This is a genomic window from Microbulbifer yueqingensis, assembly GCF_900100355.1.
Lineage (GTDB): Bacteria > Pseudomonadota > Gammaproteobacteria > Pseudomonadales > Cellvibrionaceae > Microbulbifer > Microbulbifer yueqingensis.
Genome location: NZ_FNFH01000004.1, coordinates 93,795 through 116,037, shown reverse-complemented (window position 1 = coordinate 116,037; position 22,243 = coordinate 93,795). Strand labels below are relative to the sequence as shown.

Below are 22,243 nucleotides of genomic sequence, written 5' to 3'. Positions count from 1 at the left end.
CGCAGTGGGTACTGGAGATCTGCACGCATTATCGCGGACGTACTATTTTCCTGAACACAACAAAATGGAGTAACGCATGATCAACGCCTATGCCGCGCGTGAGGCCGGCGGCCAGCTGTCCCCCTACCAGTACGACCCGGGTGCGCTGAAGCCCGGCGAAGTTGAAATCGAGGTGATGTACTGCGGTTTGTGCCACAGCGACCTGAGCATCATCGACGACGAGTGGGGCATGTCCGAGTACCCGGTGGTGCCGGGCCATGAAGTGGTGGGCCGGGTGGGCCAGCTGGGGGACCAGGTTACCCACCTGCAGCCGGGCCAGCTGGTGGGCCTTGGCTGGCACTCCGGGTACTGTAACCATTGCCACTCATGTAACTCTGGCGACCAGAACCTGTGCGCCGATGCCCAGCACACCATCATCGGGCACCACGGTGGTTTTGCGGATAAAGTACGGGCGGATGGCAACAGCGTGATACCCATCCCCGATTCGATTGACCCTGCCAAGGCCGGCCCCCTCTTCTGTGCGGGCATCACAGTATTCAATCCGCTGGTGCAATTCGATATCAAGCCCAACAGTCGCGTGGGTGTGATCGGAATCGGCGGCCTGGGTCACCTGGCACTGCAGTTTCTCAATGCCTGGGGATGCGAGGTAACCGCTTTTACCTCCAGCGACTCGAAGCGTGAGGAGGCCCTGGCACTTGGTGCCCACCATACGCTGAACTCCCGTGACGAGAGTGCGGTCGAGGGCGCCGCCGGCCAGTTCGACGTAATACTCTCCACCGTGAACGTGAAGCTGGACTGGAACCTTTACCTGTCCACGCTGAAGGCCCGCGGTCGGCTGCACTTTGTCGGCGCTACCACCGATCCACTGGACATCAATGTGTTCCAGCTGATCCTCGGACAGCGCCAGGTTTCCGGCTCACCGGTGGGTAGTCCCGAAACCATCGCGCAGATGCTGGAATTTGCCGCGCGCCACAAGATTGAACCGAAAGTGGAAATGTTCCCCATGAGCAAGGTGAACGAGGCGTTGGACCGGCTGAAGAGCGGCGATGCCCGTTACCGGATCGTACTTGAGGCTGGAAAGTAAACTGCTCTTGAGAACGAAAAAAGGCCGGCGGAATGCCGGCCTTCTTCATTTCAGTCAGTTACCTGCGAGGGAGCTCAGGGGCTCGCCTGGGCCTCCAGCGTGACACCTGAATAGGCATCGTAAGCGCGGATACTGATGTACCAGGTGCCTGACTGCGGGTTGCTGAGCGAACAGGTTTCGCTGTTACCCCAGCGGTACGGGCGACAATCATAGCTGCTGGTGGTCGGCTGCGAGCCGAAGCGCACGTACAGGTCGCCATCGCCGCTGCCGCCGGACATATTCACGTCCAGGGAAGCCATGCCCGGGTTCACCTGCAGGGTGAAGTGCTGCCAGGAACCGGTCGAACCGGACAGGTTGCTCTCGGTCCAGCCGGTGGCACCACTACCGCCGCCGTCCTCGTCATAGCTGCCCACCAGGCTGACGCCCGAGAAGCTGGTATAGCCGCGCAGCATTACGTGGTAGGTCCCGGCCTGCACGTTGGAAATGGAACAGGTTTCGTTGTTGCCATTCAGGTAGGGCCGGCAGTCGTAACTGCTGGTGGTGGGGGCGGAACCGAACCTCACATACAGGTCCGCGTCACCGCTGCCACCGGAGATCTGGAACTGCAGGTTGGTGGCACCGGCCGGAACCTCCAGAGTGTAGAACAGCTCGTCACCACTGTTCCCGGACAGGTTCGACTCCGCTACGCCGTTCTGGAGCTCACCGGTACCGGGCCCCGGGCCGGGATCGGTGCCGGATGCCGCGGCGACGGCCGCTGCCGCATCCACGATACCCGCACCACAGCCGCTACAGGACGCCGGGAAACTGCGAGCGGTGTTGGCCAGGATGGATTCCACCTCGGTCGGGGTCAGGGTTGAGTCGACTGCATACAGCAGTGCAGCAGCGCCGGCCACGTGGGGCGCCGCCATGCTGGTGCCCTGGTAGAAGGAGTAGTTGTCGCTGCCCGGTCCCTGGCTGCCGCTGTTCAGGGTGGAGAGTACGCCGTTACTGGAGACAGAGGTGTCACCACCCGGCGCCGCCACATCCACCACGTTGCCGTAGTTCGAGTACCAGGCGCGACCGCCGGAGCGGTCGACAGAGGCTACCGTCACCACACCGGAGCAGTTGGCGGGTGTGGCATTGCTGGCATTGGTGTTGGAGTTGCCGGCGGCGACCACGACCGTGGCGCCCAGGCTACGGGCGGTGTTGATGGCATTCTGGGTGGTGCTGCCGCAGCTACCGCTGCCACCCAGTGACAGGTTCAGTACCTGCGCCGGGTTGGCATTCGATGGTGCTCCGCTCACCGAGCCGCCGGCCCCCCAGATGATCGCGTCGGCGATGTCCGAGGTATAGCCCCCGCATCGGCCCAGTACCCGGATAGGCACAACCTTGGACTTGTAGGCAACACCGGCCACACCGATGCCGTTATTGGTAGCCGCCGCCACGGTGCCCGCAACATGGGTACCGTGCCAGCTGCTGTTGCTGGCTGGACTGCCAGAATAGCAGGCCCCGGCCGGTGCCCAGTCGCCGGGATCGCTGGCGTCGCTGTCGCGCCCGTTACCATCCTGGGCCACTTCCGCATCCGAGATCATGTCGTAGCCGGGCAGCAGGTTGTCGGTCAGGTCCGCGTGGGGCCGGTAGCCGGTGTCGATCACCGCCACCACAACGCCCTCGCCCTGGGTGGTATCCCAGGCGGTGGGGAGGTTAAGTCCACCGGTGGACTCGAAGTAGTGCCACTGCTGGCTGTAGCTGGGGTCGCTGGGAGTGGCCATGGGCTGTAACAACAGGTCCGGCTCCACGTATTCCACGTTCGGGTCCTGTTGCAGCCGGCCGATGATTGCTGCCATCTCGGCGCCCGCCATGCGCCGATCCAGTCGCAGCAACTGCGCACCGGTAGCTAGCCGGCGCATGTGTTGCAGGCGCGTGCCGGCCACCTGCGAGGCGCGTTGGACGGCGGTCTGGGACATGGTGCTGGCAGCTCCCATCTGGGTGCTGTCCTTGTACTTCACAATGATACGGTCGCTGACCATCGGGGCCCCGGCAGCAGCGGCTGACGGCTGGCTGGTTTCCACCGCCAGCGCTGGCACCGCAAGTGCGACGCCCATGGCGAGCACACTACCGGTCGTCATCTTCGTGATTAGTTTTTTTATTGGGTGCTTCATTGTTGATCGATTCTCCATATTTATTATGCGGCGATTTCCTTGTGGGAAAATTCGCCAAATGCAAAGCGGCGGGACCGCTTCTGGGACTTCCTTCCTTGAATTAATTTGTCTTACTTCCCTGAGTGCAGGCATTTATTGACCTTAACCGGTCTAGGTTTTGCCGGGATCGCCGGCCGATTAAGCCTCTGCACCTTGCCTTAACGGTGCAGGCGAAAATTCCTCAGGGAATTCGTACATAAGTTGTGGATGGGTACGCCAAAAATTCTCTACTGAAAATAAAAGATGATTTAGATTCCAGATTTGTGGGGTGATCGAGGCTGGTATTGAGAGGTCGGCGGGGTGTCCGGGTTCGGGCGATATTTATTGATGGCAGGGCGTCCTGTCACATCTTGGGCGAAAATATTTTTCTAAAAACACCAGAAAGTGGCGGGAGCTTACCGCAACCCCCGCCCGAACAGGTTATTCGAATTTTTGAGAACAGATTGGATCTGTGCAGCTGTCGCTGCGATCTTCCAGCGTGACCGAGCAGGTAGCGGTGTCCGTATTGCCATTGCTATCGGTCACCACAAGACGGGCAGAATGAGTCGAGAGTTGTTGGCCCCCTGAATAGAAAGTTGCGGTGTGTGAGCCGATACCAGAGCGGGTGCTGCCATTCGACAGCGTCCAGTGGAAATTTAGCGGAGTGCCACTGCGACTCTCCGATCCACTCCCATCAAAAGAAACCGTTACCTGCGTTCCCTGTGCCCAACGGGACGACATATTGCATTGTGCTTCCGGTGCCATGGAGGCAATCCGCTCCGGCACCATCAGGTTATAGGCATCCTTTACCGCCATGAGGAAGCGCCAGTCGTATGCGGGAAGGTTGGCCATCCAGCTATGCGAGATCGTGTGCCACTGCTGGAAGTACCAATGATCGATTGAATCCGAGTCGGCGGTACCTGTATCCATCTCGGCGAAAGAACGATGCTCGTAGACTCCGTACTCGATCTCGGGGGGCATAAATTCGTCGCCCGAAACATGGTTGTGAATCAGGAGCCGCTTCCTCTTGGTAGGGGTACTGAACACGCTGTGTTCCAGGCCGGAGCGATAGGCGAAGTAGGTTGGCTTGATCGGATTAGTGATCTCGTCAAACAAGATGGTGCCCAGCTCCTGATGCAAAGGATCCGGGTTGGCGACCGGGTCATACAGGTGTACGAACACTGGGACTTCGGGCATTTCGTCCTTGAACTTGCTGGCAAGCAGGGTAGCCAGGGTGCCACCGCGGCTGTGTCCCGCCAGGTAGATGAATTTCATCTCCGAGCGATAGAATTTCTTGCGCAGCCACTGGTAGTGAGCATTTAAAATCTCGCGTTGATTGTCCCTGGTAAAGTTGTAGTTGAAGCGCGCATCCATCGCCACGGCCATAAACGTCCGGTCCATATCGAAGAAGCTGTCGGTGGCTATCTTGTAGGGGATGGAGTCCGGCAGGATGGGGATATTCTTATTGGCCAGGTTAAAGTCGCTGTGGTCGAACAGTTTGTCCCAGTTCTCGCACAGGCCGATGCCACTGGCTGGTGCGGTATCCTTGTCAAAGTACTGTCCCCCGATAAAGTACATCAGCGTATCAACCGACGACTTCTGGGGCGCATTGTAAGTGGCAATAATAGTGCGTTTTTGCTTACCCGTGGAGACGCCGTTCTGCTCCCACTCGGCAAACTCGGCCTGAGTTTTTCCGTTACAGATCAAGGGGCCGTCATAACGGCAATAGCGCACGCGCTGCGCCCGCATTAGCTTGGGGAAGCCCGAGGAGCTGCTGCCGTAGACCCCGCAGCCAAGATAGGTTGGGCTACTGCCGACCGAACCGTCATCGGGATATTCAGGCACATAGGCATGGGCGGAAGTGGCGGCCAGTGCCAATAGCGAAAATACTACATATCGAAACATCAATCCTCCTTAATAAATGTCTTCCTTTAAAAGGAGGGGCAATGCTCGCAGTTTTTATTAACGAGTAAATGTTTTTTGGTGTTTATTTACTGTTTTTAAGAAATATTAAGTATTTTTAATTATTATTTCTTTATTTATTAAAATAATTTTACTAACCGTGGGGGGGTAAGATTGATGCGGCACCAGGAGTATGATGCCGCCGGGCGTTCATCTGTACGGGTGTTCCAGTTTACAGATTTTGGTCGTTATTCAATATTCTGCACCTGCTCACGCATCTGCTCGATCAGCACCTTTAACTCGACGGCGGCCTGGGTGGTATCGGTGACCACGGACTTTGACGAAAGCGTGTTGGCTTCGCGGTTGAATTCCTGCATCAGAAAATCGAGCCGCCGGCCAATGGCGCCGCCGCCAGCCAACACCCTGCGGGTTTCCTTTACGTGGGCATCAAGGCGGTCGAGTTCCTCGTCGACGTCTGCCTTCTGGGCCAGCAGGGCAATTTCCTGCTCGACACGATCCTGGTCCAGTTCGCTCAGCAACTCCTCCAGGCGGGTGCGCAACTTGTCGCGCTGGGTTTGCAGAATTTCCGGCAGAAGTTCGCGCACGCTGTTGACCTGCTTCTCGATACCCTCGAGACGCGCCTCGATAAACTTGCGCAACTCGGCGCCCTCGCGTTCGCGGTTGGCGACCAATTGGCCGAGTGCTTCCCGGAACGCGTCCGTGATACAGGCTGACAGTTCCTCGCGATCAGTGTCGCGTTCCGCGATCACACCTGGCCACTGCAGCACCTGCAGCGGATCGATGGGTGCCGGCGGGGAGAGTTTGGCCGCGACGTTCTCGGCGGCACCGACCAGGGCACGCACCATCGCCTCGTCTACCTGTAATTCCGACGCCTCGCCGCTTTCTGTCTTGAGCGTCAGGTTCATTTCAAGTTTGCCGCGACTCAGCTGCTTGCGCAGGGTTTCACGCAGGTTCGGCTCCAGGGGGCGGGCCGCTTCCGGCAGTCGGAAATGCGGTTCCAGATAACGGTGATTGACCGAGCGCAGCTCCCAGACCACGGTTTTGGTGGCGTAGGTAGCTTCGGCGCGGCCGAAGGCCGTCATACTGCGAACTGGTTTCTGGGCCATGGTCTCTCCCGCATACAGAAATATGGCCGGGCATCATAGCACAGGGCCCGGCCGGCCCCCGCCAGCCCGATTGCAGTTATAATGAAGCGCTTTGATGGAAACGCGAGGAGAAGTCATGCAACGTCCGAGTGGTCGCCGACCAGAAGAACTGCGCTCCGTGAAGATTACGCGCAACTATACCCGCCATGCGGAGGGTTCGGTGCTGGTGGAGTTCGGCGAAACCAAGGTGCTGTGCAATGCGTCCGTGGAGGCGGAAGTACCGCGTTTCCTGCGCGGCCAGGGCAGTGGCTGGATTACCGCCGAATACGGGATGCTGCCGCGCTCCACCGGGTCGCGCATGGCGCGCGAGGCGGCACGCGGCAAGCAGAGTGGCCGTACCATCGAGATCCAGCGCCTGATCGGCCGGTCACTGCGCGCGGCGGTAGACCTGACCCTGCTCGGCGAGCATCAGGTCACCGTGGACTGTGACGTGATCCAGGCGGATGGCGGCACCCGCACCGCTTCCATTACCGGAGCATGCGTGGCCCTCGTGGACGCGCTGCGCCACATGCAGCGGGAGCGGATTATCACCGAGGACCCCCTTAAGAACATGGTGGCAGCGGTCTCCGTGGGCATCTACGACGGCGAGCCGGTACTCGACCTCGATTACCCGGAGGACAGCCGCGCGGATACCGACATGAACCTGGTGATGGCCGAGGACGGCGGCATGATCGAGCTGCAGGGCACCGCTGAGGGAGCACCGTTCACCGAGGCGGAGTTTGCGAAAATGCTGGCGCTGGGCAAGGCGGGACTGGAGGATCTGTTCGCGCTGCAGAAGAAAGTACTGGCAGAATAAACTGTGTGCTGCCCGCCTGGAGGCGGGCAGCGAGCAGGCCTCGCCGAAGTCAGACTTCCAGGTCGTAGTCCATGATCAGGGGCAGGTGGCTGGAGAAGTTCGCGTTCTTGTTGATGGCGCCGTACTCGATGCGGTTGCGCAGGCCGTGGGATACCACGTGCATATCGGTGCGCCAGCCATCGCCCTCCCCCACGGTACCACTTGGCCACCAGGTGAATTCGTCCGCGTCCTTCACCACCTTGCGGAATGCATCCACGTAGCCGATATCGTTGAAGAGCTGGTCGAGCCAGCGCTGCTCGTGGCGCATGAAGCCGGGCGTGTCCTGGTGGTCCTGCCAGTTCTGCACGTCGGCCCGCCGGTGGGCGATGCCCCAGTTGCCGCAGAAGATAAAGTCGCGGCGCTTGCGGCTGATCTTGGCCAGGTGCGCCTGCATGTCGTCGAAGAACTGTACTTTCTTCTCCATCGCCGCCTCGTCCCCTGGCTGCGCCTGCGGCGCCAGCAGCGAGCCGACGCTCAGGCGCTCGAAGTCGGCCTGCAGGTAGCGACCGTACATGTCCTCGCCATTGGCAAAGCCCATGCCGAATATGATCGCTTTCGGCTGGCTGCGGGTGTAGATGGCGACGCCGTTCTCGTGGGGGGTGCCGGAGTCGAAGAAATAGCTGTAATAGCCATCCGGGTGGAAGACCGGATGATCCAGCTCGGGTTCCAGTGAACGCAGGTCCTGCAGGCAGATGATGTCCGCGTCCTGTTCCGCCAGCCACTCATAAAGGCCGCGCTGCGCGGCCTGATGCACGCCGTCTACCGACAGGCTTACTATTCGCATTCTTTAGCCCCTTACCAGCGGACTAGTGTTCGGTTTCATACAGAAGGATCGCGGCGCCTGATTATACGAGCTCCCCAAGAGCGCGGTACGCAAAGCTCTGATAGCACCTTTCAGTATGAGGCAGTACACTGTATTAACTAGCATTATTTGACATGTCTCCCGCACGGGCTGCGGGTAGATCTCCCTTCACCTTAGCCAATAGTTAACAATTTTCCATGCAGCAGTATCAGCGCGACTTTATCCAACTGGCCCTGGATCACGAGGTTCTCTGTTTCGGCGAGTTTACGCTCAAGTCAGGCCGCCGCAGTCCGTATTTTTTCAATGCCGGGCGATTCCACCATGGCGCGGCACTCTCCGCCCTGGGCCATGCCTATGCCGAGGCCATACTCGCGTCGGGAGTGGAGTTCGATGTCATCTTCGGGCCGGCCTACAAGGGCATCCCACTGGGGGCGGTTACCGCTGTCGCCCTGGCCCAGAAAGGGGTGGACAAGCCCTTCTGCTATAACCGCAAGGAGGCCAAGGCACACGGTGAGGGCGGAACCTTAGTGGGTGCGCCCCTCGAAGGCAAGGTCCTGATCATCGATGATGTCATTACTGCCGGTACCGCCGTGCGCGAGGTCATGGAGATTATTGCCAACCACGATGCCGAGGCGGCTGGCGTGGTCATCGGCCTCAATCGCCAGGAGCGGGCGGGGGAGGATACGGAGCTGTCAGCAATTCAGCAAGTGGAACGGGATTACAACATTCCTGTGATCAGCATTGTGCAACTGGACGATATAATCAGTTACCTTAGTGAGGAATCGCAGGATCGCGATACTGTACAAAAAATAATCGAATACCGGCAGCGTTACGGTGCAGCTGAGCATCCCGGCTGAACCGGGCGCACCGAGACCGGAGCAAGGAACCCGATGAAACCCTCGAGACTATGGCCGGCCGCCCTGTTGCTGCCGGTTACCCTCGCCATCGCCAAGCAGGATCAGGCGTTTGATGGCGAGGTTCTCTACCGCTACACCGATGAGAAAGGGGTGCAGGTTATCGACGACCTGGTGCCACCGCGCTATGTGTCCCGCGGGTATGAGGTCATCAGCCTGTCCGGGCGGGTGCTGAAAGTGGTGCCGCCGGAGCTCACCGGGGCAGCGCTGGAAGAGAAGAAGCGTCGCCTGGCCCAGCAGGAGGCCGACCGCGAGTTGCTGAAGCGCTACAACAGCGTGGCGGACATCGAGAGCGCAAGGGCGCGAAAACTTGCGGTGGTTCGGCAGGACATGGCGATCATGCGCTCAAACCTCGCCAGTCTCGGCGCACAGATCGAGCGCGAGGAGGATGCCGCTGCACGCGTGGAGCGCAACGGCGCCGAGGTCCGCCCCGAGCGTCTCGAGCGCATTGCTGACCTGCGCCAGGAAGTCAAAGTGCTGCGCGAGCGGCTGGCGCTGCGCCGCAAGGAAGAAAAACGTATCAACGCCGAGTTTGACCGCGCCGCCGGCCGCTATACGGAAATTGCCGGCAAGTAACCCTCGCGGGCCCGGCCCCGGGCCCGAATTCCCTCTATCCCTGCTGACAGTTACCGGTGAGCGACCGCCACCGGCTCCCGGAAGAACCCCGCAATCAGCACCGGCCATTGCTCTGCCCAGTACTCGGTGGGCTTGCGCCGGAAGCCGCTGCGTACGTACTGGACGATGCGGCCCTCGGCAGAGGCCATCAGCAGGTTGGCCGCCCCGCCAAGGGGAATCGCCGGGCGCAGCTGCTCGCGCAGCTCGGCATCGCGCAGGATTTGCTTGAGCTGGGTTTCGAGCCGATCGAAAAACTGCAGGATGCGCCCGTGCAGGCGCTCGGTCTCACCGGTCAGGGCGTCGCCGGTCAGCAGCCGCGTGATCCCCGGGTTGCGTTCGCAGAAGGCCAGCAACAGGTGCAGGATTTTCTGGCAGCGCAGCGGGGCCGACGGCTCTTCCTGCAGGATCTTGGATACCCGGCTGAAGATGGTCTCCTCGATAAACTCGATCAGCCCCTCGAACATCTTGGACTTGCTCGGGAAATGGCGATAGAGGGCGGCTTCGGAGAAACCCACTTCCTTGGCCAGGGCCGCGGTGGTGATACGGGCGCCGGGACTCGCTTCCAGCATATGTGCCAGGGCCTGCAGGATCTGTTGTCGCCGGTTGATTTTTTCGCTGCTCATTCAGTGCCTTCAACCCGGGCCGGGCCCGGGACTCTCCGTTCTTGTTATTGCCTGGATGCCATCCGCGGCCGGCGGAGGCGGGCTGGGCGGTGGAATCCTAACGATTAGGCGGGCGCGCTTCAATTATTGTCGTGCCCACATGGCGGCTCAGGGCTGTTCCTCACCATCGGTGATGAGGGTGCCGACCCCGGTGTCGGTGAAAATCTCCAGCAGCACCGCATGCGGCACGCGGCCGTCAATGATGTGGGCGGAGGTAACACCCGCTTTCACCGCGTCGAGGGCGCAGGCGATCTTCGGCAGCATGCCGCCGTGGATGGTGCCGTCGGCGATGAGGCCGTCGACCTCGAGGGTGGACAGGCCGGTAAGGACCTTGCCCTGCTTGTCCTGCAGGCCGGCCACATTGGTCAGCAGCATCAGTTTCTCGGCGCCCAGGTATTCGGCGATCTTGCCGGCGACCAGGTCGGCGTTGATATTGTAGGAGGTGCCATTCTCCCCTACCCCGATAGGTGCAATGACCGGAATAAAGTTGCCGTGGATCAGCATGTCTATCACGTCGGTATTCACACTCTCTACTTCGCCGACGTGGCCGATGTCGATAATCTCAGATGCGTGCAGGCCGGCCGTCTCGCTTTCCATCAGCAGCTTCCGGGCACGTATCAGCAGGCCGTCCTTGCCGGTAACACCCACTGCGCGGCCGCCGTTCTTGTTGATCAGGTTGACGATCTGCTTGTTGACGGTCCCGCCGAGGACCATTTCCACCACATCCATGGTTTCGCTGTCGGTTACCCGCATGCCGTCGACGAAGCGCGACTCGATACTGAGTTTGCCCAGCAGCTCGCCGATCTGCGGACCGCCACCGTGTACCACCACCGGGTTCATGCCCACCAGTTTCATCAGGATGATGTCGCGGGCAAAGCTGTTTTGCAGCTCCTCATCTACCATGGCGTTGCCGCCAAACTTCACCACAATGGTCTTGCCGATAAAGCGCTGGATGTACGGCAGGGCCTCGTTGAGGACCTTGGCGACGCGCAGGGCGGACTTGCTGTCCAATGCCATAAGACGTTATTCCTTATCGTTGCTCTTCCCGGGGGGCCGCGCTAGAGCGGCAGGCCGGGGTTCAGTTGCTGCAGCTGGCCGATGACAGTCCGGCGGATTTCCTCCAGGGCCTGTTCGTTCTCGGCCTCGAAGCGCAGGGTCAGGGCGGCGCCGGTATTCGATGCCCGCACCAGGCCCCAGCCGTTGGGGTACTCGATGCGCAGGCCGTCGGTGGTATCCACGTCGGCCTCGCCAAAGTCACCCTGTTCACGCAGTCTTTCAACCAGCGCAAACTTCTCGTCCTCCTCCACCGGAACCAGGATTTCCGGGGTGCTGGCCAGCCGCGGCAGGGAATCGAGCAGCTCGTCCAGGCCCTGTTCTCGCAGTGCCATGATCTCCAGGATGCGCGCTGCGGCATAGATGCCGTCATCAAAACCGAACCAGCGGTCCTTGATGAAGATATGCCCGGACAGTTCCCCGCCGAGAATGGCGCCTGTCTCCAGCATTTTTGTTTTCATCGGCGCGTGGCCGGTCTTCCACATAACCGGTCGGCCCCCATACTGGCTGACCAGCTCACCGAGGGCGCGGGAGCTCTTCACATCGAACACCACGTTCTCGCCCGGCTTGCGCGCCAGGATATCCCGGGCCAGCAGCATCACCAGCTGGTCGGCCCAGACGATGCGACCCCCTGCGGAGACCAGGGTGACGCGGTCGCCGTCCCCGTCGAGCGCCACGCCCAGGTCGGCGCCGGCCTCTTTTACCTTTTCCACCAGCGCCGCCAGGTTCTCGGGCCGGGAAGGGTCTGGGGGGTGGTTGGGGAAATCCCCGTCGATTTCACAGAAGAGAGGGGTCACCTCGCAGCCCAGTTGCTCAAACAGTCGCGGCGCCAGCTGCGAGGTGGCACCGTTGCCGGCATCCACTACCAGGTGGGGCGCGCCCGCGAGCGCCACATCATTGAATATCTCCTCGATATAGAGGTCCTGTATATCCTGCTGGCGGTTGCTGCCCTTGCCCTCGTGGAAGGGGCCATCGATCATCAGCTGGCGCAGGCGCTGCAGCTTTTCGTCCGCGAGTGGGCGGCCGCGCAGGATAATCTTGAAGCCATTGTACTCGGCAGGGTTGTGGCTCGCCGTTACCATGACGCCGCTGCTGCCGTTCTTGCCCCTGGCACAGGCATAGTAGAGGATCGGCGAGGGCACCAGCCCGAGGTCCACGCTATTGCAGCCGCTGTCGAGTATCCCCTCGACCAGGCACCGCGCGAGTAACTCGCTGGAGTTGCGGCCGTCGCGGCCGACCATCAGCAGTTCCTCGCCTGCGTGTTGCGCCAGGCTCCCGAGCGCACGTCCCAGCTGGTAGGCGAAAGGTTCATCGATTTCCGTGCCGGCGATGCCGCGAATATCGTAGGCCCGGAACACGCGGCGGGGGAAATCTGTTGGCGTACCGGGTCTCGCGTAGCCCCCACTATCTCGCTGTGGCTCGCCAGGCCCCGTATCGGGACCCCGGTTGCGGGCGGAGATGGATCCCGCAGCGGCCAGCTCGGGGTAGTCTGAACGCCGGCGGACCGGCCGCTCGCCGCTCTGCCAGGGAGCGGGCGTGTGCCGTGGCATGTGGCGATACAGCAGCGCGAGGGTTGCCAGCAGCCCCGCTGCGGCCACTGTGTAGAGCCAGGAGGCCGGGGTGCTGTGCTCGGCGGCAAATGCGGCCGATGGCCGCAGTTCCACCCTGACGTAGCTGCCATCGACAGGGACAGACACCGCCGCCCCTGCTCCCTGCCCTGCTTCCCACAGCGACTGCTCCGGGCCTTCGGGGAACTGCTGCAGGATGCGCAGTCGCCCGGCGGCGGTGCCGAATTGCGTGAAGACTCGCTCCAGTTCGGCGAGGGGCTCGGAGACCAGTGCCACTCCCCCTGATGTGCGTGTGGCCCCGTGCAATTGCCAGCCCTCGCCACTGCCGGTGCGCAGGAACTCCAGTGCCTGCTGCCCGCCCGCGGCACTGCGCTCCAGCAGGTCCACCAGGGCGAAATTGAGGCGCGGTCGCTCGCCGGCGCCGACACGGATATCCTGCGCGCGGAAAACCTGGATCCTGCTGCCGGAGGGAGCGGCACCGGTAGCTTCCGACAGCGCCTGCAGGTAGCGACTGCGCTGTGCGAATTGCTCCGCCACCCGGTCGGCAACTTCGCTTGCGAGCGCGGTTGTGGCACTGCGCACCTGCTGTTCGTTGTGCGGGGCGAGGACATGCTTGTGCAGCAGGTAGGCGCCGCCGGTCCAGGCAACCAGCGCCAATAGGGCCGGCAACAGCAGCTCGCGGTGGAACAGGGGTAGCTGTATGGGTGCTTTTACTGGGGGCACTTGAGTCGTATGTCCTGTGGCTGAATTTTACTTGTTATTCTGTCGCTGATTGCTCACCGCGCGAAGGCCCGCGCGGCAATGATCTCGATCAACTGGTCGGCGAGCTCGCTCTTCAGGGTCGATGGCAGGTGGGTCGCGCCATCGGCGCCGATTACCGTCACCGCGTTGCGGTCGCTGTTAAAACCGCCGCCCGGCACGCTGACATCATTGGCGATAATCAGGTCGAGTTTCTTGCGCTTCAGCTTGTCCCGCGCATGCTCCTCCACCTTCTCCGTCTCCGCGGCAAAGCCCACGGTAAACGGTCGCCGCTCGCGGCGCCCGGCGATACCGGCGACGATATCCGGGTTCTTTACCAGCGCCAGGCTGTCGGTATCACTGCCGCCCCGCTTCTTTATCTTCTGCTGCGCCACCTCCACCGGGCGAAAGTCCGCCACTGCGGCCGCACCGATAAACAGGTCGCAGAGGTCGGCGGCGCGCTCGGCGGCTTCCTTCATCTGGCGTGCATCGATCACATCGACCCGCTTCACCCCCGGGGGCGTGGCCAGGGAAACCGGGCCGGCGATGAGGGTCACGTCCGCACCGGCCCGCTGCGCCGCGGCCGCCAGCGCGAAGCCCATTTTCCCGGAACTGTGGTTGCTCAGGAACCGAACCGGGTCCAGCGCCTCGCGGGTGGGCCCGGCGGTGATGGCTACCCTCCTGCCCGTCAGCGACTGCGCCGGTGCGAGCAGCCTCTCCACTTCGGCCACCAGTGCCAGTGGTTCCAGCATACGTCCCGGCCCCACATCGCCGCAGGCCTGGCTGCCGGCATCCGGGCCCAGCAGCGCTGCCCCGCGCTCGCGCAGGGTGGCCGCATTTGCGGCCGTGGCCGGGTGCCGCCACATCGCCTGGTTCATCGCCGGCGCCAGGGCCAGCGGCGCTTCCGTGGCAAGGCAGAGGGTGCTCAGCAGGTCGTCCGCCATCCCAGTGGCAAGCCGCGCCAGGATGTTAGCGCTGGCGGGCGCCACCAGGATAAGCTGCGCCCACTTGGCCAGTTCGATATGGCCCATGGCTGCCTCGGCCGCCGGGTCCAGCAGGTCGGTGTGCACCGGGTTGCCGGACAGAGCCTGGAATGTCAGGGGTTGCACGAACTCCCGCGCCCCGGCGGTCATGACCACTCGCACGTCGGCGCCCCGCTCTTTCAGGCGGCGCACCAGGTCGGCACTCTTGTAGGCGGCGATACCGCCGCCCACGCCCAGCAGGATTCGTTTGTCGGCCAGGGAGGACATAGTCAGGTTTCCGAAATTGCAGGAGCGGGTAAGATTAGCATTTATGCGCCTCGCGGGATAAGCGTGGCAAGCGTTCAGGCGGGCTGCCGGGGGCGGCCCGAAGGTCTCAGGGAGGAGACAGATGGCGATCAGTGACTGGCCAGCGGCGGAGCGCCCGCGGGAAAAGCTGCTGCAGCGCGGGGCCGCGGCACTCTCGGATGCGGAATTGCTGGCGATATTCCTGCGTACCGGTACGCCGGGGATCTCGGCGGTGGACCTGGCGCGGCAGCTGCTGGCGGATTTCGGCGGCCTGCGGCCGTTATTGGAGGCCCCCCAGGCCGAATTCTGCCGCGGCCACGGTCTCGGTGCCGCCAAATATGTCCAGTTACAGGCGGTGCTGGAGATGGCACGGCGCCATCTCGCCGAGGACCTGCAGCGCAGCGACGCCATGGACAGCCCTGCCGCGGTGCGCGAGTACCTGGCCGCGCAGCTGCGCCACCGCCGTCGCGAGGTGTTCTGCTGCCTGTTCCTGGACACCCAGCACCGGGTGATCGCGTTCGACGAACTGTTCGAGGGCACCCTCAACGCCGCCAGCGTCTACCCGCGCGAGGTGGTCCAGGCGGCACTGCAGCGCGGCGCAGCCGCGGTGATCCTCGCCCACAACCATCCCTCCGGCGTGACGGAGCCCAGCCAGGCGGATATCTGGATCACCGAGCGGCTGGCGCAGGCGCTGGCACTGGTGGATATCAAGGTGCTGGACCATATGATCGTGGGCGACGGTGCCGCACTGTCGTTTGCCGAGCGGGGACTCCTGTAGCGAGGGCGAGAGTGCGTGGCAGTGCGGTGCGGGCTGCCCGGGACGCCACCGGGATGACGGGACAGTACCGCCCGGTCGCGGCCGGGGCTGGTTAAAACTTGTCTGCCGCCGGCTGTTCTGGTATAAAACGCCGCTCTTTGCGGCCGGGCCAGATTCTGAACAGTTTCCGCCGCCGCCCAGGAACCGGATTAGAATCCCGAATTACAGTCCCCCGCACTCCCCGTCATGCGGGCACGAGAGTTTTGAAGAGGCCAACAGATGTCCAAGGTATGTCAGGTAACCGGTAAGCGCCCGGTAACCGGTAACAACGTATCCCACGCCAAGAACCGCACCAAGCGTCGCTTTGTGCCCAACCTGCACAGCCACCGTTTCTGGGTTGAGTCCGAGAAGCGCTTCGTGAAGCTGCGTGTATCCTCCAAAGGCATGCGCGTGATCGACAAGAAAGGTATCGACACCGTGCTGAGCGAGCTGCGCGCCCGCGGCGAGAAAGTGTAACTGACGGCCCAGCCAAGAAATCGGAGACAGAACAATGCGTGAGAAGATCCGCCTGAATTCCAGCGCCGGTACTGGTCACTTCTACACCACTACCAAGAACAAGCGCAACATGCCGGAAAAAATGGAGATCAAGAAGTACGATCCCGTTGTCCGCAAGCACGTGATGTACAAGGAAGGCAAGATCAAGTAACTGATCTGCCTTGCGCGAAAAAACCCGGCTTGCCCGGGTTTTTTTGTGTCCGGCGGAAATGCCCGCCGTTTCACCGCAGCTGAGCCGCCATGCCCGAGTTACCCGAAGTCGAAACCACCCGCCGCGGCCTGGCGCCGCACCTGGAGGGCCACACCGTGTGCTCGGCCACCGTGCGCCAGCGCCGCCTGCGCTGGCCGGTGGAACCGGATTTCGAGCGGCGTATCGCCGGCGCGCGGATCCTGAAACTCGAGCGCCGTGCCAAGTACCTGCTGGTGCATACCGACCGGGGTTGCGCCATCTGGCACCTGGGCATGTCCGGCAGCCTGCGGCTGGTGGAGCCCGGCGCAGAGGTGCGCAAGCACGACCACGTGGACTGGGTTCTCGACAGCGGTCTGTGCCTGCGCTTTCACGACCCCCGCCGTTTCGGTGCCCTGCTGTGGACCGACTCCGACCCGGCGGCCCACGACCTGCTGGCCCACCTGGGACCGGAGCCGCTGTCAGAGGAGTTCTGTGGCGATTACCTGTTCCGCGTATCCCGCGGCCGCCGCCAGGCGGTCAAGACGCTGATCATGGACGGACGCGTGGTGGTGGGTGTGGGCAATATCTACGCCAGTGAATCCCTGTTCCTGGCCGGTATCCGCCCCGACCGCGCCGCCGGCACCATCTCGCGCGCCCGCTATGGGCGCCTCACCGATGCGATCAAGCAGGTCCTGGCGCGCTCCATCGAGCAGGGCGGCACCACCCTGCGGGACTTTATCGGCGGCGACGGCAAGCCCGGCTATTTTGCCCAGCAGCTGAACGTATACGGGCGCACGGGTGAGCGCTGCCGCCAGTGCGGCGGACCGGTGCGCGATATGGTGCTGGGCCAGCGCAGTACCTTCTTCTGCCGCCGCTGCCAGCGCTGACCCGCCTCCCTCCGGGCTCACCCTGGCACTGCAGGCCAGTTTCCTATACTCAGGCGGCTATCCACCGGCGCGGCGGCAGCAGCCGTGCGGCCGGTTTTTCGTAACAGTCAGGCGAGGGAGTGCAACGGATGGGACGGCCCTGGATACTCGGCACATTGCTGCTGGCACTGGCGGCCTGTGGCCCCGAATCGCCCCCCGGCGCCGAGCGGCAACCCGGCGCCGCGGCGCCCCAGCAGCCCGGGACCGGCGCGCAGGAGGCCGCGCCCGCCGCGGACCTGGTGCTCAGGAATGCCTATATCTACACGGTCGACAGCGAGCGGCGCATAGCCCAGGCCCTCGCCGTGCGCGGCGGGCGGATTGTCTACGTCGGGAGCGACGACGGCGCCAGGCCCTATATCGGCGACGGCACACGGGTCGAGGACCTGGACGGCAAGCTGGTCTTGCCGGGCTTCATCGACTCCTACATGTATGTCGGCAACCTGGCTGGCGAGGTGGACCTGTATGACGGCGATAGTATCGCCGACTACCAGCAGGCCGTGGCGCAATTTATCGAGGCCCACCCGCAGCGCCAGCTGGTGGTCGGGCGCGGCTGGGACGGCAGTACCTTCAGTGAGGGCACGCCCCACAAGGCGCAGCTCGACCAGGTCAACGACCTGGTGCCCATTGTCCTCTATGCCGCCGACCACCACACCATCTGGACGAACTCCGAGGCGATTGCCGCCGCGGGCATCGACAACGATACGCCGGACCCGGAGGGCGGCGTGATCGAGCGGGACGAGACCGGCCTGGTGACCGGCGTGTTTCGCGGGCGCAGTGCCATGGCACTGGTGGAGAAGATTATCCCGCCGAAAAACGAGGCGGATTACCGCGCGCAGATACGTGCGGCACAGGACGCCCTGGCGCGCCGCGGCATCACCACCGTGCACGATGCCTATATCCGTCCCACCGAGGACCGCTCCAAGCTGGACGCCTACCAGAAGATGGCGGGGCTCAAAAACCTCACCGTGCGCGTGCGCGGCTCCTTCTCCCTGGCCCCGGGAGCCGGCGAGAAAGAAATCCAGTTCCTCAAGACGCTGTCGGAAAAATACCGCGATGAGGATTTCCAGGTGCACTCGGCCAGGCTGGTGACGGATGGGGGTGTAGCCGCGGCCCGGGCCCTGCTGAAGCAGCCTTACCGGGACCGGCCAGATCACCGCGGTGCACAGCGGTTCGGGCAGAAAGACCTGAACCAGATGGTCAAGCTCGCCAACGCCGCGCGCCTGCAGGTCATGCTGCGCACCGTTGGCGATGCCGCCGTCGATATGGCGCTCACCGCCTTCGCCCACTCGCGGGATATCAACGGCCCGGAAGACCTGCGCAACGCGCTGGTTCACCTGCGCCTGGTGGATCAGCAAGACCTGCAGCGGTTTGTGGAAACCCGTACCGTCGCGCTGGTTTTGCCCTACCGGCTCGATCGTGGGGCGAGCCTCCGGGCGCAGGGCCTCCCGCAGCTCGGTGACACGCGGGCAGCGGCCCAGTATCCCCTGCAGAGCCTGTTCGACGCCGGCATCACCGTCGCCGCCGGCAGCAATCGCCCCGGTTCCAGTCCCGGCAACCCGCTGGCCGGGATCCAGCTGGGGGTGACGCGGGGCGAGGCAGGCGGTGGCAGCGACCCCGCCGCCGGGGATGGCGCTGGAGTATCGGTGGAAGAGATGGTGGCAGCCTTCACCATCAACGGCGCCTTCGCCAACCGGCTGGAGGAACAGACTGGCAGTCTCGAGCCCGGCAAGTGGGCGGACATGGTGGTACTGGACCGGAACCTGTTCCAGGTTGCACCGCAGGAGATAGCTTCGACCCGCGTCCTGCAGACCTATTATCGCGGCAGGCAGGTCTTTGGGGCCGGGGAGTGAGAGCCGGGCGATGGCTCAGGCAGGGGAAGTCAGCTTGAGGCCGATAATCCCCGCGACAATGAGCCCGATGCAGGCGAGCCGGGCCGGCGCGGTGGACTCAGCAAACAGCACTATACCCAGGATAGCCGTGCCCACGGTGCCGATTCCGGTCCACACGGCGTAGCCGGTGCCCACCGGGATCTGCCGCAGCGCCAGTGCCAGGCAATAGAAGCTGGCCGCCATCGCCAGCACCGTGAGGATGCTCGGCAGGGGCCGGCTGAAGCCGTCCGTGTACTTCAGGCCCACGGCCCAGCCCACTTCCAGCAACCCGGCCAGCAACAGCATGAACCACGGGTTGGTCATTGCTGCCTCCCCTGCCCGCGGTCGGCGGCCAGCAGGCGGTCCTCGTCGCGAAAGGCCCACAGCACCAGGCAACCGGCAAAAACGATGAGCGAGGGGTAAAACAGCACATTGGTGCCGTCCAGGTACCATCCCCAGGGATCGACGATTGAGCGCCACACGCCGAGGAGCGTGACGCCGTTGACTGCGGCCTGGGCGGGATAGCTGTAGCGCTGGTAGAACCCGGCAATCACGGCAGTGCCCAGCAGCAGCTGCAACACGCCGAACGCCTTCCACAGCAATGGTGCACTAATGACCCCCAGATAGAAGCGGTCAGATACGGCGATGGCGTGGTCCACGTTGACCAGCTTGTCCACGCCCCAGATGAGCAGCAGCAGGCCGAGGCTGACACGCAGCAGAAACAGGGAAAAGGCGCGCATCGATGATCTCCCCTACTGGATTACCTGCCCACCGCACTGCCCTCGCGACGAGGGTCGGCGCCGCCGTGCAGCTTGTCGCCGGTGAGCGCGATGGCGTGGATGCCGCTGTTGAGCTGGCGTTCCACCACCCTGTGTCCCAGCTCCTCCAGCTTTCTTACGGTGGGTGGCGGGAAAAACCCGGTTTCGAGTTCCACCCGGCCGCCGATGGCGCCGATGTTGCCGTCGGCGATGGCGTCTGCAATGGGGATGCCGAGCCCCAGGTGGTAGAGGATAGTGCGCGCCGTGTAGTCGATGATGCGCGAGCCCCCCGGTGAACCCACCAGCAGTCGCATGCTGCCGTCCCTGTTGAAAACGATGGTGGGTGACATGGATGAGCGCGGCCGCTTGCCCGGTTGTATGCGATTGGCCACCAGCCGGCCATCGGCATTTTTGGGCGTAAACGAAAAATCCGTCAGCTGGTTGTTGAGCAGGAATCCCCGGACCAGCAGGCGCGAACCAAAACCGGTCTCGATGCTGGTGGTCATGCTCACGCCATTGCCGTAGCGGTCGACGATCGCCAGGTGGCTGGTATTGGGTTTCTCCGGCGAGCCCGCCGGCCGGCGTTCGCCGTCGAAGGGTTTCGGCTTGCCAGACACCGCATCGGTGGCCTCTTCCCGCGAGATCAGCCTGGCCCGGCGCACCAGGTACTCGGGCGCCACCATTGCCCGGGCGGGCACGGCCACGAAGTCGGGGTCGGCGGCATAGGTATTGCGGTCGGCGAAGGCCAGCTCGGACGCCTCGGCGAACAGGTGGGTCAGCATTGTCCCGCCGGCCTCCAGCTCCGCCAGGCGAAACTCTCCCAGCATACCCAGGATGGCGCCCACGGTAGTGCCGCCAGACGACGGCGGCCCGGCGCCGCAGACACGGTAGACCAGGAACTCGCTGCACAGCGGCTCGCGCACTTTGGCCCGGTAACCGGCCAGGTCCGCGCGGGTCATTACGCCGGGATTGACCGGGTCATTGCGCACCGCGTCGACGATGGCCGCGGCAATTTCACCGGTGTAAAAGGCTTCGGCGCCCTCCCCTGCGAGCACACGCAGTGTCTCCGCGTAGTCGGGGTTTTTCAGCAGGGTGCCGACGGGCAGGGGCTCGCCCTTGTCGGTGAAGAAATATTCCGAGATTGCCGGGCGCACATTCACCTGAGGCAGGCGCTCCAGCAGTTTGTGTAGCCGCGGTGATACCTCGAAGCCGCTTTCCGCCAGCGCGATGGCGGGCCCGAACAGCTCCGCCCAGGGCAGCTTGCCCTCGCGCTCATGGGCAAGCCCCAGCATGCGCACCACGCCCGGCACCCCGACCGAATAGCCACCGATCACCGCCCTGAGAAAGTCCCGCGGCTCGCCGTCGTGCATAAAGTAGTTTTCATCCACGGCCGCCGGCGCGGTCTCCCGGCCGTCGTAATAAGTCAGGGACTGGTCATCGGCGTTGAAGCTGAGCATAAAGGCGCCACCGCCGATACCGGAGGACTGTGGCTCCACCAGGCCCAGTACCAGCTGGGCGGCAATGGCCGCGTCCACGGCGGTGCCGCCCCGGGCGAGAATGTCGGCGGCGGCCTTGCTGGCGTGGGGGTTGGCGGTGACGGCCATGAACTCCTCCGCCGTGGCCGCCTTGACCTCACCGCGGCCGGTAAAGACCTCGGGCTGGATTTCCGCAGGATCATCGGGGGTGCGATCCGGCCCGGCGACGAGCACACCGGCGGAAATGATGCCGGCCGTTACCAGGGAGGCAAAAAGCAGTTTGCGCACGAGATACTCCGGTCAGGGAAAGTCCCGCCGGAGTGTAACAGAAAGCCGGTGCGGCCCGCCGGGGGCGGACTGTATGCCGCTCAGGGCCGCCATTCGCTCAGGGCTGCGTTTGGCTCAGGGCTGCTGCGGGATCAGCCGCGGAATTTTTGCTGCAGGGCCTCTTCCACTGCCGGCGGCACGAACTTGGTCACGTCCCCGCCGAGGGAGGCGATCTCGCGCACCAGGGACGAGGAGATATAGGACAGGTGCTCGGCGGGCGTCAGGAACAGGCTCTCCATGTTCGGCGCCAGCTGCCGGTTCATGTTGGCCAGCTGGAACTCATACTCGAAGTCCGATACCGCGCGCAGCCCCCGCAGTACCCCGTAGGCATCCACCTGGCGCACCAGGTCCGCCAGCAGGATATCAAAGCCGATCACCTCCACGTTGGGCAGGTGGCTGAGCACCTGCTGCGCGAGTTCCACCCGCTCGTCGAGGGTGAACAGGGGGTTCTTGCGGGAACTGGACGCAACGGCCACGATCACGTGGTCGAAGAGGCGGCAGGCGCGCTCCACCAGGTCCATATGGCCATTGGTGATGGGATCGAAGGTTCCGGGGTAGACGACTTTTTTCATGAGCAGGGTTTCACAGGTTGTCGCTGGATGCCGATATCGAGGCCGCCGTGTCATTGGGTCACCCGCCGTC

21 protein-coding genes are annotated in these 22,243 nt (G+C 63.3%); 9 read left to right on the top strand and 12 right to left on the bottom strand.

The genetic code is table 11. The features are described 5' to 3' along the window. Positions 1-76 precede the first annotated feature (76 nt). On the top strand, positions 77-1,084 hold the full coding sequence (gene ahr, locus BLT26_RS11090; protein WP_091513760.1) for an NADPH-dependent aldehyde reductase Ahr: 1,008 nt from the start codon (positions 77-79) through the stop codon (positions 1,082-1,084). Positions 1,085-1,158: 74 nt separating this feature from the next. Here the strand turns inward: ahr and BLT26_RS11085 are convergent, their stop codons facing one another. The 3 genes from BLT26_RS11085 to BLT26_RS11075 all read right to left on the bottom strand — a co-directional run bounded on the left by BLT26_RS11085 (position 1,159) and on the right by BLT26_RS11075 (position 6,272). Continuing rightward, positions 1,159-3,225 (bottom strand): S8 family peptidase, encoded by a 2,067-nt coding sequence (locus BLT26_RS11085; protein WP_091513757.1) that lies wholly within the window; start codon positions 3,223-3,225, stop codon positions 1,159-1,161. Between the two features lie 459 nt (positions 3,226-3,684). Next, positions 3,685-5,148: a PKD domain-containing protein gene (locus tag BLT26_RS11080; RefSeq protein ID WP_139169516.1), complete on the bottom strand. Its 1,464-nt coding sequence runs from the start codon at positions 5,146-5,148 to the stop codon at positions 3,685-3,687. A 245-nt stretch (positions 5,149-5,393) separates the two neighbouring features. Next, on the bottom strand, positions 5,394-6,272 hold the full coding sequence (locus tag BLT26_RS11075; protein ID WP_091513752.1) for a YicC/YloC family endoribonuclease: 879 nt from the start codon (positions 6,270-6,272) through the stop codon (positions 5,394-5,396). A 115-nt stretch (positions 6,273-6,387) separates the two neighbouring features. Here BLT26_RS11075 and rph point away from each other — a divergent pair, with 115 nt between their 5' ends. Further along, positions 6,388-7,107 carry a ribonuclease PH gene (gene rph / locus BLT26_RS11070; RefSeq protein ID WP_091513749.1) on the top strand — a complete coding sequence of 240 codons (720 nt, stop codon included), beginning with the start codon at positions 6,388-6,390 and terminating at the stop codon, positions 7,105-7,107. A 49-nt stretch (positions 7,108-7,156) separates the two neighbouring features. Here the strand turns inward: rph and BLT26_RS11065 are convergent, their stop codons facing one another. Next, on the bottom strand, positions 7,157-7,930 hold the full coding sequence (locus tag BLT26_RS11065) for an exodeoxyribonuclease III (protein WP_091513746.1): 774 nt from the start codon (positions 7,928-7,930) through the stop codon (positions 7,157-7,159). 215 nt (positions 7,931-8,145) lie between these two features. On the opposite strand from BLT26_RS11065, the gene pyrE reads away from it, so the two are divergent. Together pyrE and BLT26_RS11055 are read left to right on the top strand one after the other, a co-directional pair. Next, entirely contained in the window at positions 8,146-8,805 is a 660-nt protein-coding gene (gene pyrE, locus BLT26_RS11060) for an orotate phosphoribosyltransferase (protein ID WP_091513743.1), read from the top strand. Positions 8,806-8,838: 33 nt separating this feature from the next. Then, positions 8,839-9,438, top strand: coding sequence for a hypothetical protein (locus tag BLT26_RS11055; protein WP_091513739.1), 600 nt, complete (start codon positions 8,839-8,841; stop codon positions 9,436-9,438). A 50-nt stretch (positions 9,439-9,488) separates the two neighbouring features. Here BLT26_RS11055 and slmA read toward each other — a convergent pair whose 3' ends face one another. The 4 genes from slmA to coaBC all read right to left on the bottom strand — a co-directional run bounded on the left by slmA (position 9,489) and on the right by coaBC (position 14,748). Beyond that, positions 9,489-10,100, bottom strand: a complete 612-nt coding sequence (gene slmA / locus BLT26_RS11050; RefSeq protein WP_091513735.1) for a nucleoid occlusion factor SlmA — start codon at positions 10,098-10,100, stop codon at positions 9,489-9,491. Positions 10,101-10,247: 147 nt separating this feature from the next. Beyond that, positions 10,248-11,156, bottom strand: coding sequence for an acetylglutamate kinase (argB, locus tag BLT26_RS11045; protein ID WP_091513732.1), 909 nt, complete (start codon positions 11,154-11,156; stop codon positions 10,248-10,250). A gap of 41 nt (positions 11,157-11,197) precedes the next feature. Then, positions 11,198-13,483: a phosphomannomutase/phosphoglucomutase gene (locus BLT26_RS11040; RefSeq protein WP_091513730.1), complete on the bottom strand. Its 2,286-nt coding sequence runs from the start codon at positions 13,481-13,483 to the stop codon at positions 11,198-11,200. A gap of 53 nt (positions 13,484-13,536) precedes the next feature. Continuing rightward, entirely contained in the window at positions 13,537-14,748 is a 1,212-nt protein-coding gene (gene coaBC, locus BLT26_RS11035; RefSeq protein WP_091513724.1) for a bifunctional phosphopantothenoylcysteine decarboxylase/phosphopantothenate--cysteine ligase CoaBC, read from the bottom strand. Between the two features lie 121 nt (positions 14,749-14,869). On the opposite strand from coaBC, the gene radC reads away from it, so the two are divergent. From radC to BLT26_RS11010, 5 genes are all read left to right on the top strand, one after another. Continuing rightward, positions 14,870-15,544, top strand: coding sequence for a RadC family protein (gene radC / locus BLT26_RS11030; RefSeq protein WP_091513721.1), 675 nt, complete (start codon positions 14,870-14,872; stop codon positions 15,542-15,544). 258 nt (positions 15,545-15,802) lie between these two features. Continuing rightward, positions 15,803-16,039 (top strand): 50S ribosomal protein L28, encoded by a 237-nt coding sequence (gene rpmB, locus BLT26_RS11025; protein ID WP_091513718.1) that lies wholly within the window; start codon positions 15,803-15,805, stop codon positions 16,037-16,039. A 34-nt stretch (positions 16,040-16,073) separates the two neighbouring features. Continuing rightward, the gene (rpmG, locus tag BLT26_RS11020; RefSeq protein WP_020413983.1) at positions 16,074-16,229 is read left to right on the top strand and encodes a 50S ribosomal protein L33; all 156 of its coding nucleotides are present in this window, start codon (positions 16,074-16,076) and stop codon (positions 16,227-16,229) included. Between the two features lie 89 nt (positions 16,230-16,318). Beyond that, positions 16,319-17,134: a bifunctional DNA-formamidopyrimidine glycosylase/DNA-(apurinic or apyrimidinic site) lyase gene (gene mutM / locus BLT26_RS11015; protein WP_091513715.1), complete on the top strand. Its 816-nt coding sequence runs from the start codon at positions 16,319-16,321 to the stop codon at positions 17,132-17,134. 128 nt (positions 17,135-17,262) lie between these two features. Then, positions 17,263-19,023 (top strand): amidohydrolase, encoded by a 1,761-nt coding sequence (locus BLT26_RS11010; RefSeq protein WP_091513713.1) that lies wholly within the window; start codon positions 17,263-17,265, stop codon positions 19,021-19,023. 15 nt (positions 19,024-19,038) lie between these two features. Here BLT26_RS11010 and sugE read toward each other — a convergent pair whose 3' ends face one another. The 4 genes from sugE to coaD all read right to left on the bottom strand — a co-directional run bounded on the left by sugE (position 19,039) and on the right by coaD (position 22,173). After that, entirely contained in the window at positions 19,039-19,365 is a 327-nt protein-coding gene (gene sugE / locus BLT26_RS11005; RefSeq protein WP_091513710.1) for a quaternary ammonium compound efflux SMR transporter SugE, read from the bottom strand. Beyond that, on the bottom strand, positions 19,362-19,781 hold the full coding sequence (locus BLT26_RS11000; protein WP_091513707.1) for a DoxX family membrane protein: 420 nt from the start codon (positions 19,779-19,781) through the stop codon (positions 19,362-19,364). Before BLT26_RS11000 ends, sugE begins: the two co-directional genes overlap by 4 nt. Before the next feature lie 20 nt (positions 19,782-19,801). After that, on the bottom strand, positions 19,802-21,562 hold the full coding sequence (gene ggt, locus BLT26_RS10995; RefSeq protein WP_245720686.1) for a gamma-glutamyltransferase: 1,761 nt from the start codon (positions 21,560-21,562) through the stop codon (positions 19,802-19,804). A gap of 131 nt (positions 21,563-21,693) precedes the next feature. After that, a complete protein-coding gene (gene coaD / locus BLT26_RS10990; RefSeq protein WP_091513704.1) occupies positions 21,694-22,173 on the bottom strand; it encodes a pantetheine-phosphate adenylyltransferase in 480 nt (159 codons plus the stop codon). Between the last annotated feature and the right edge of the window lie 70 nt (positions 22,174-22,243).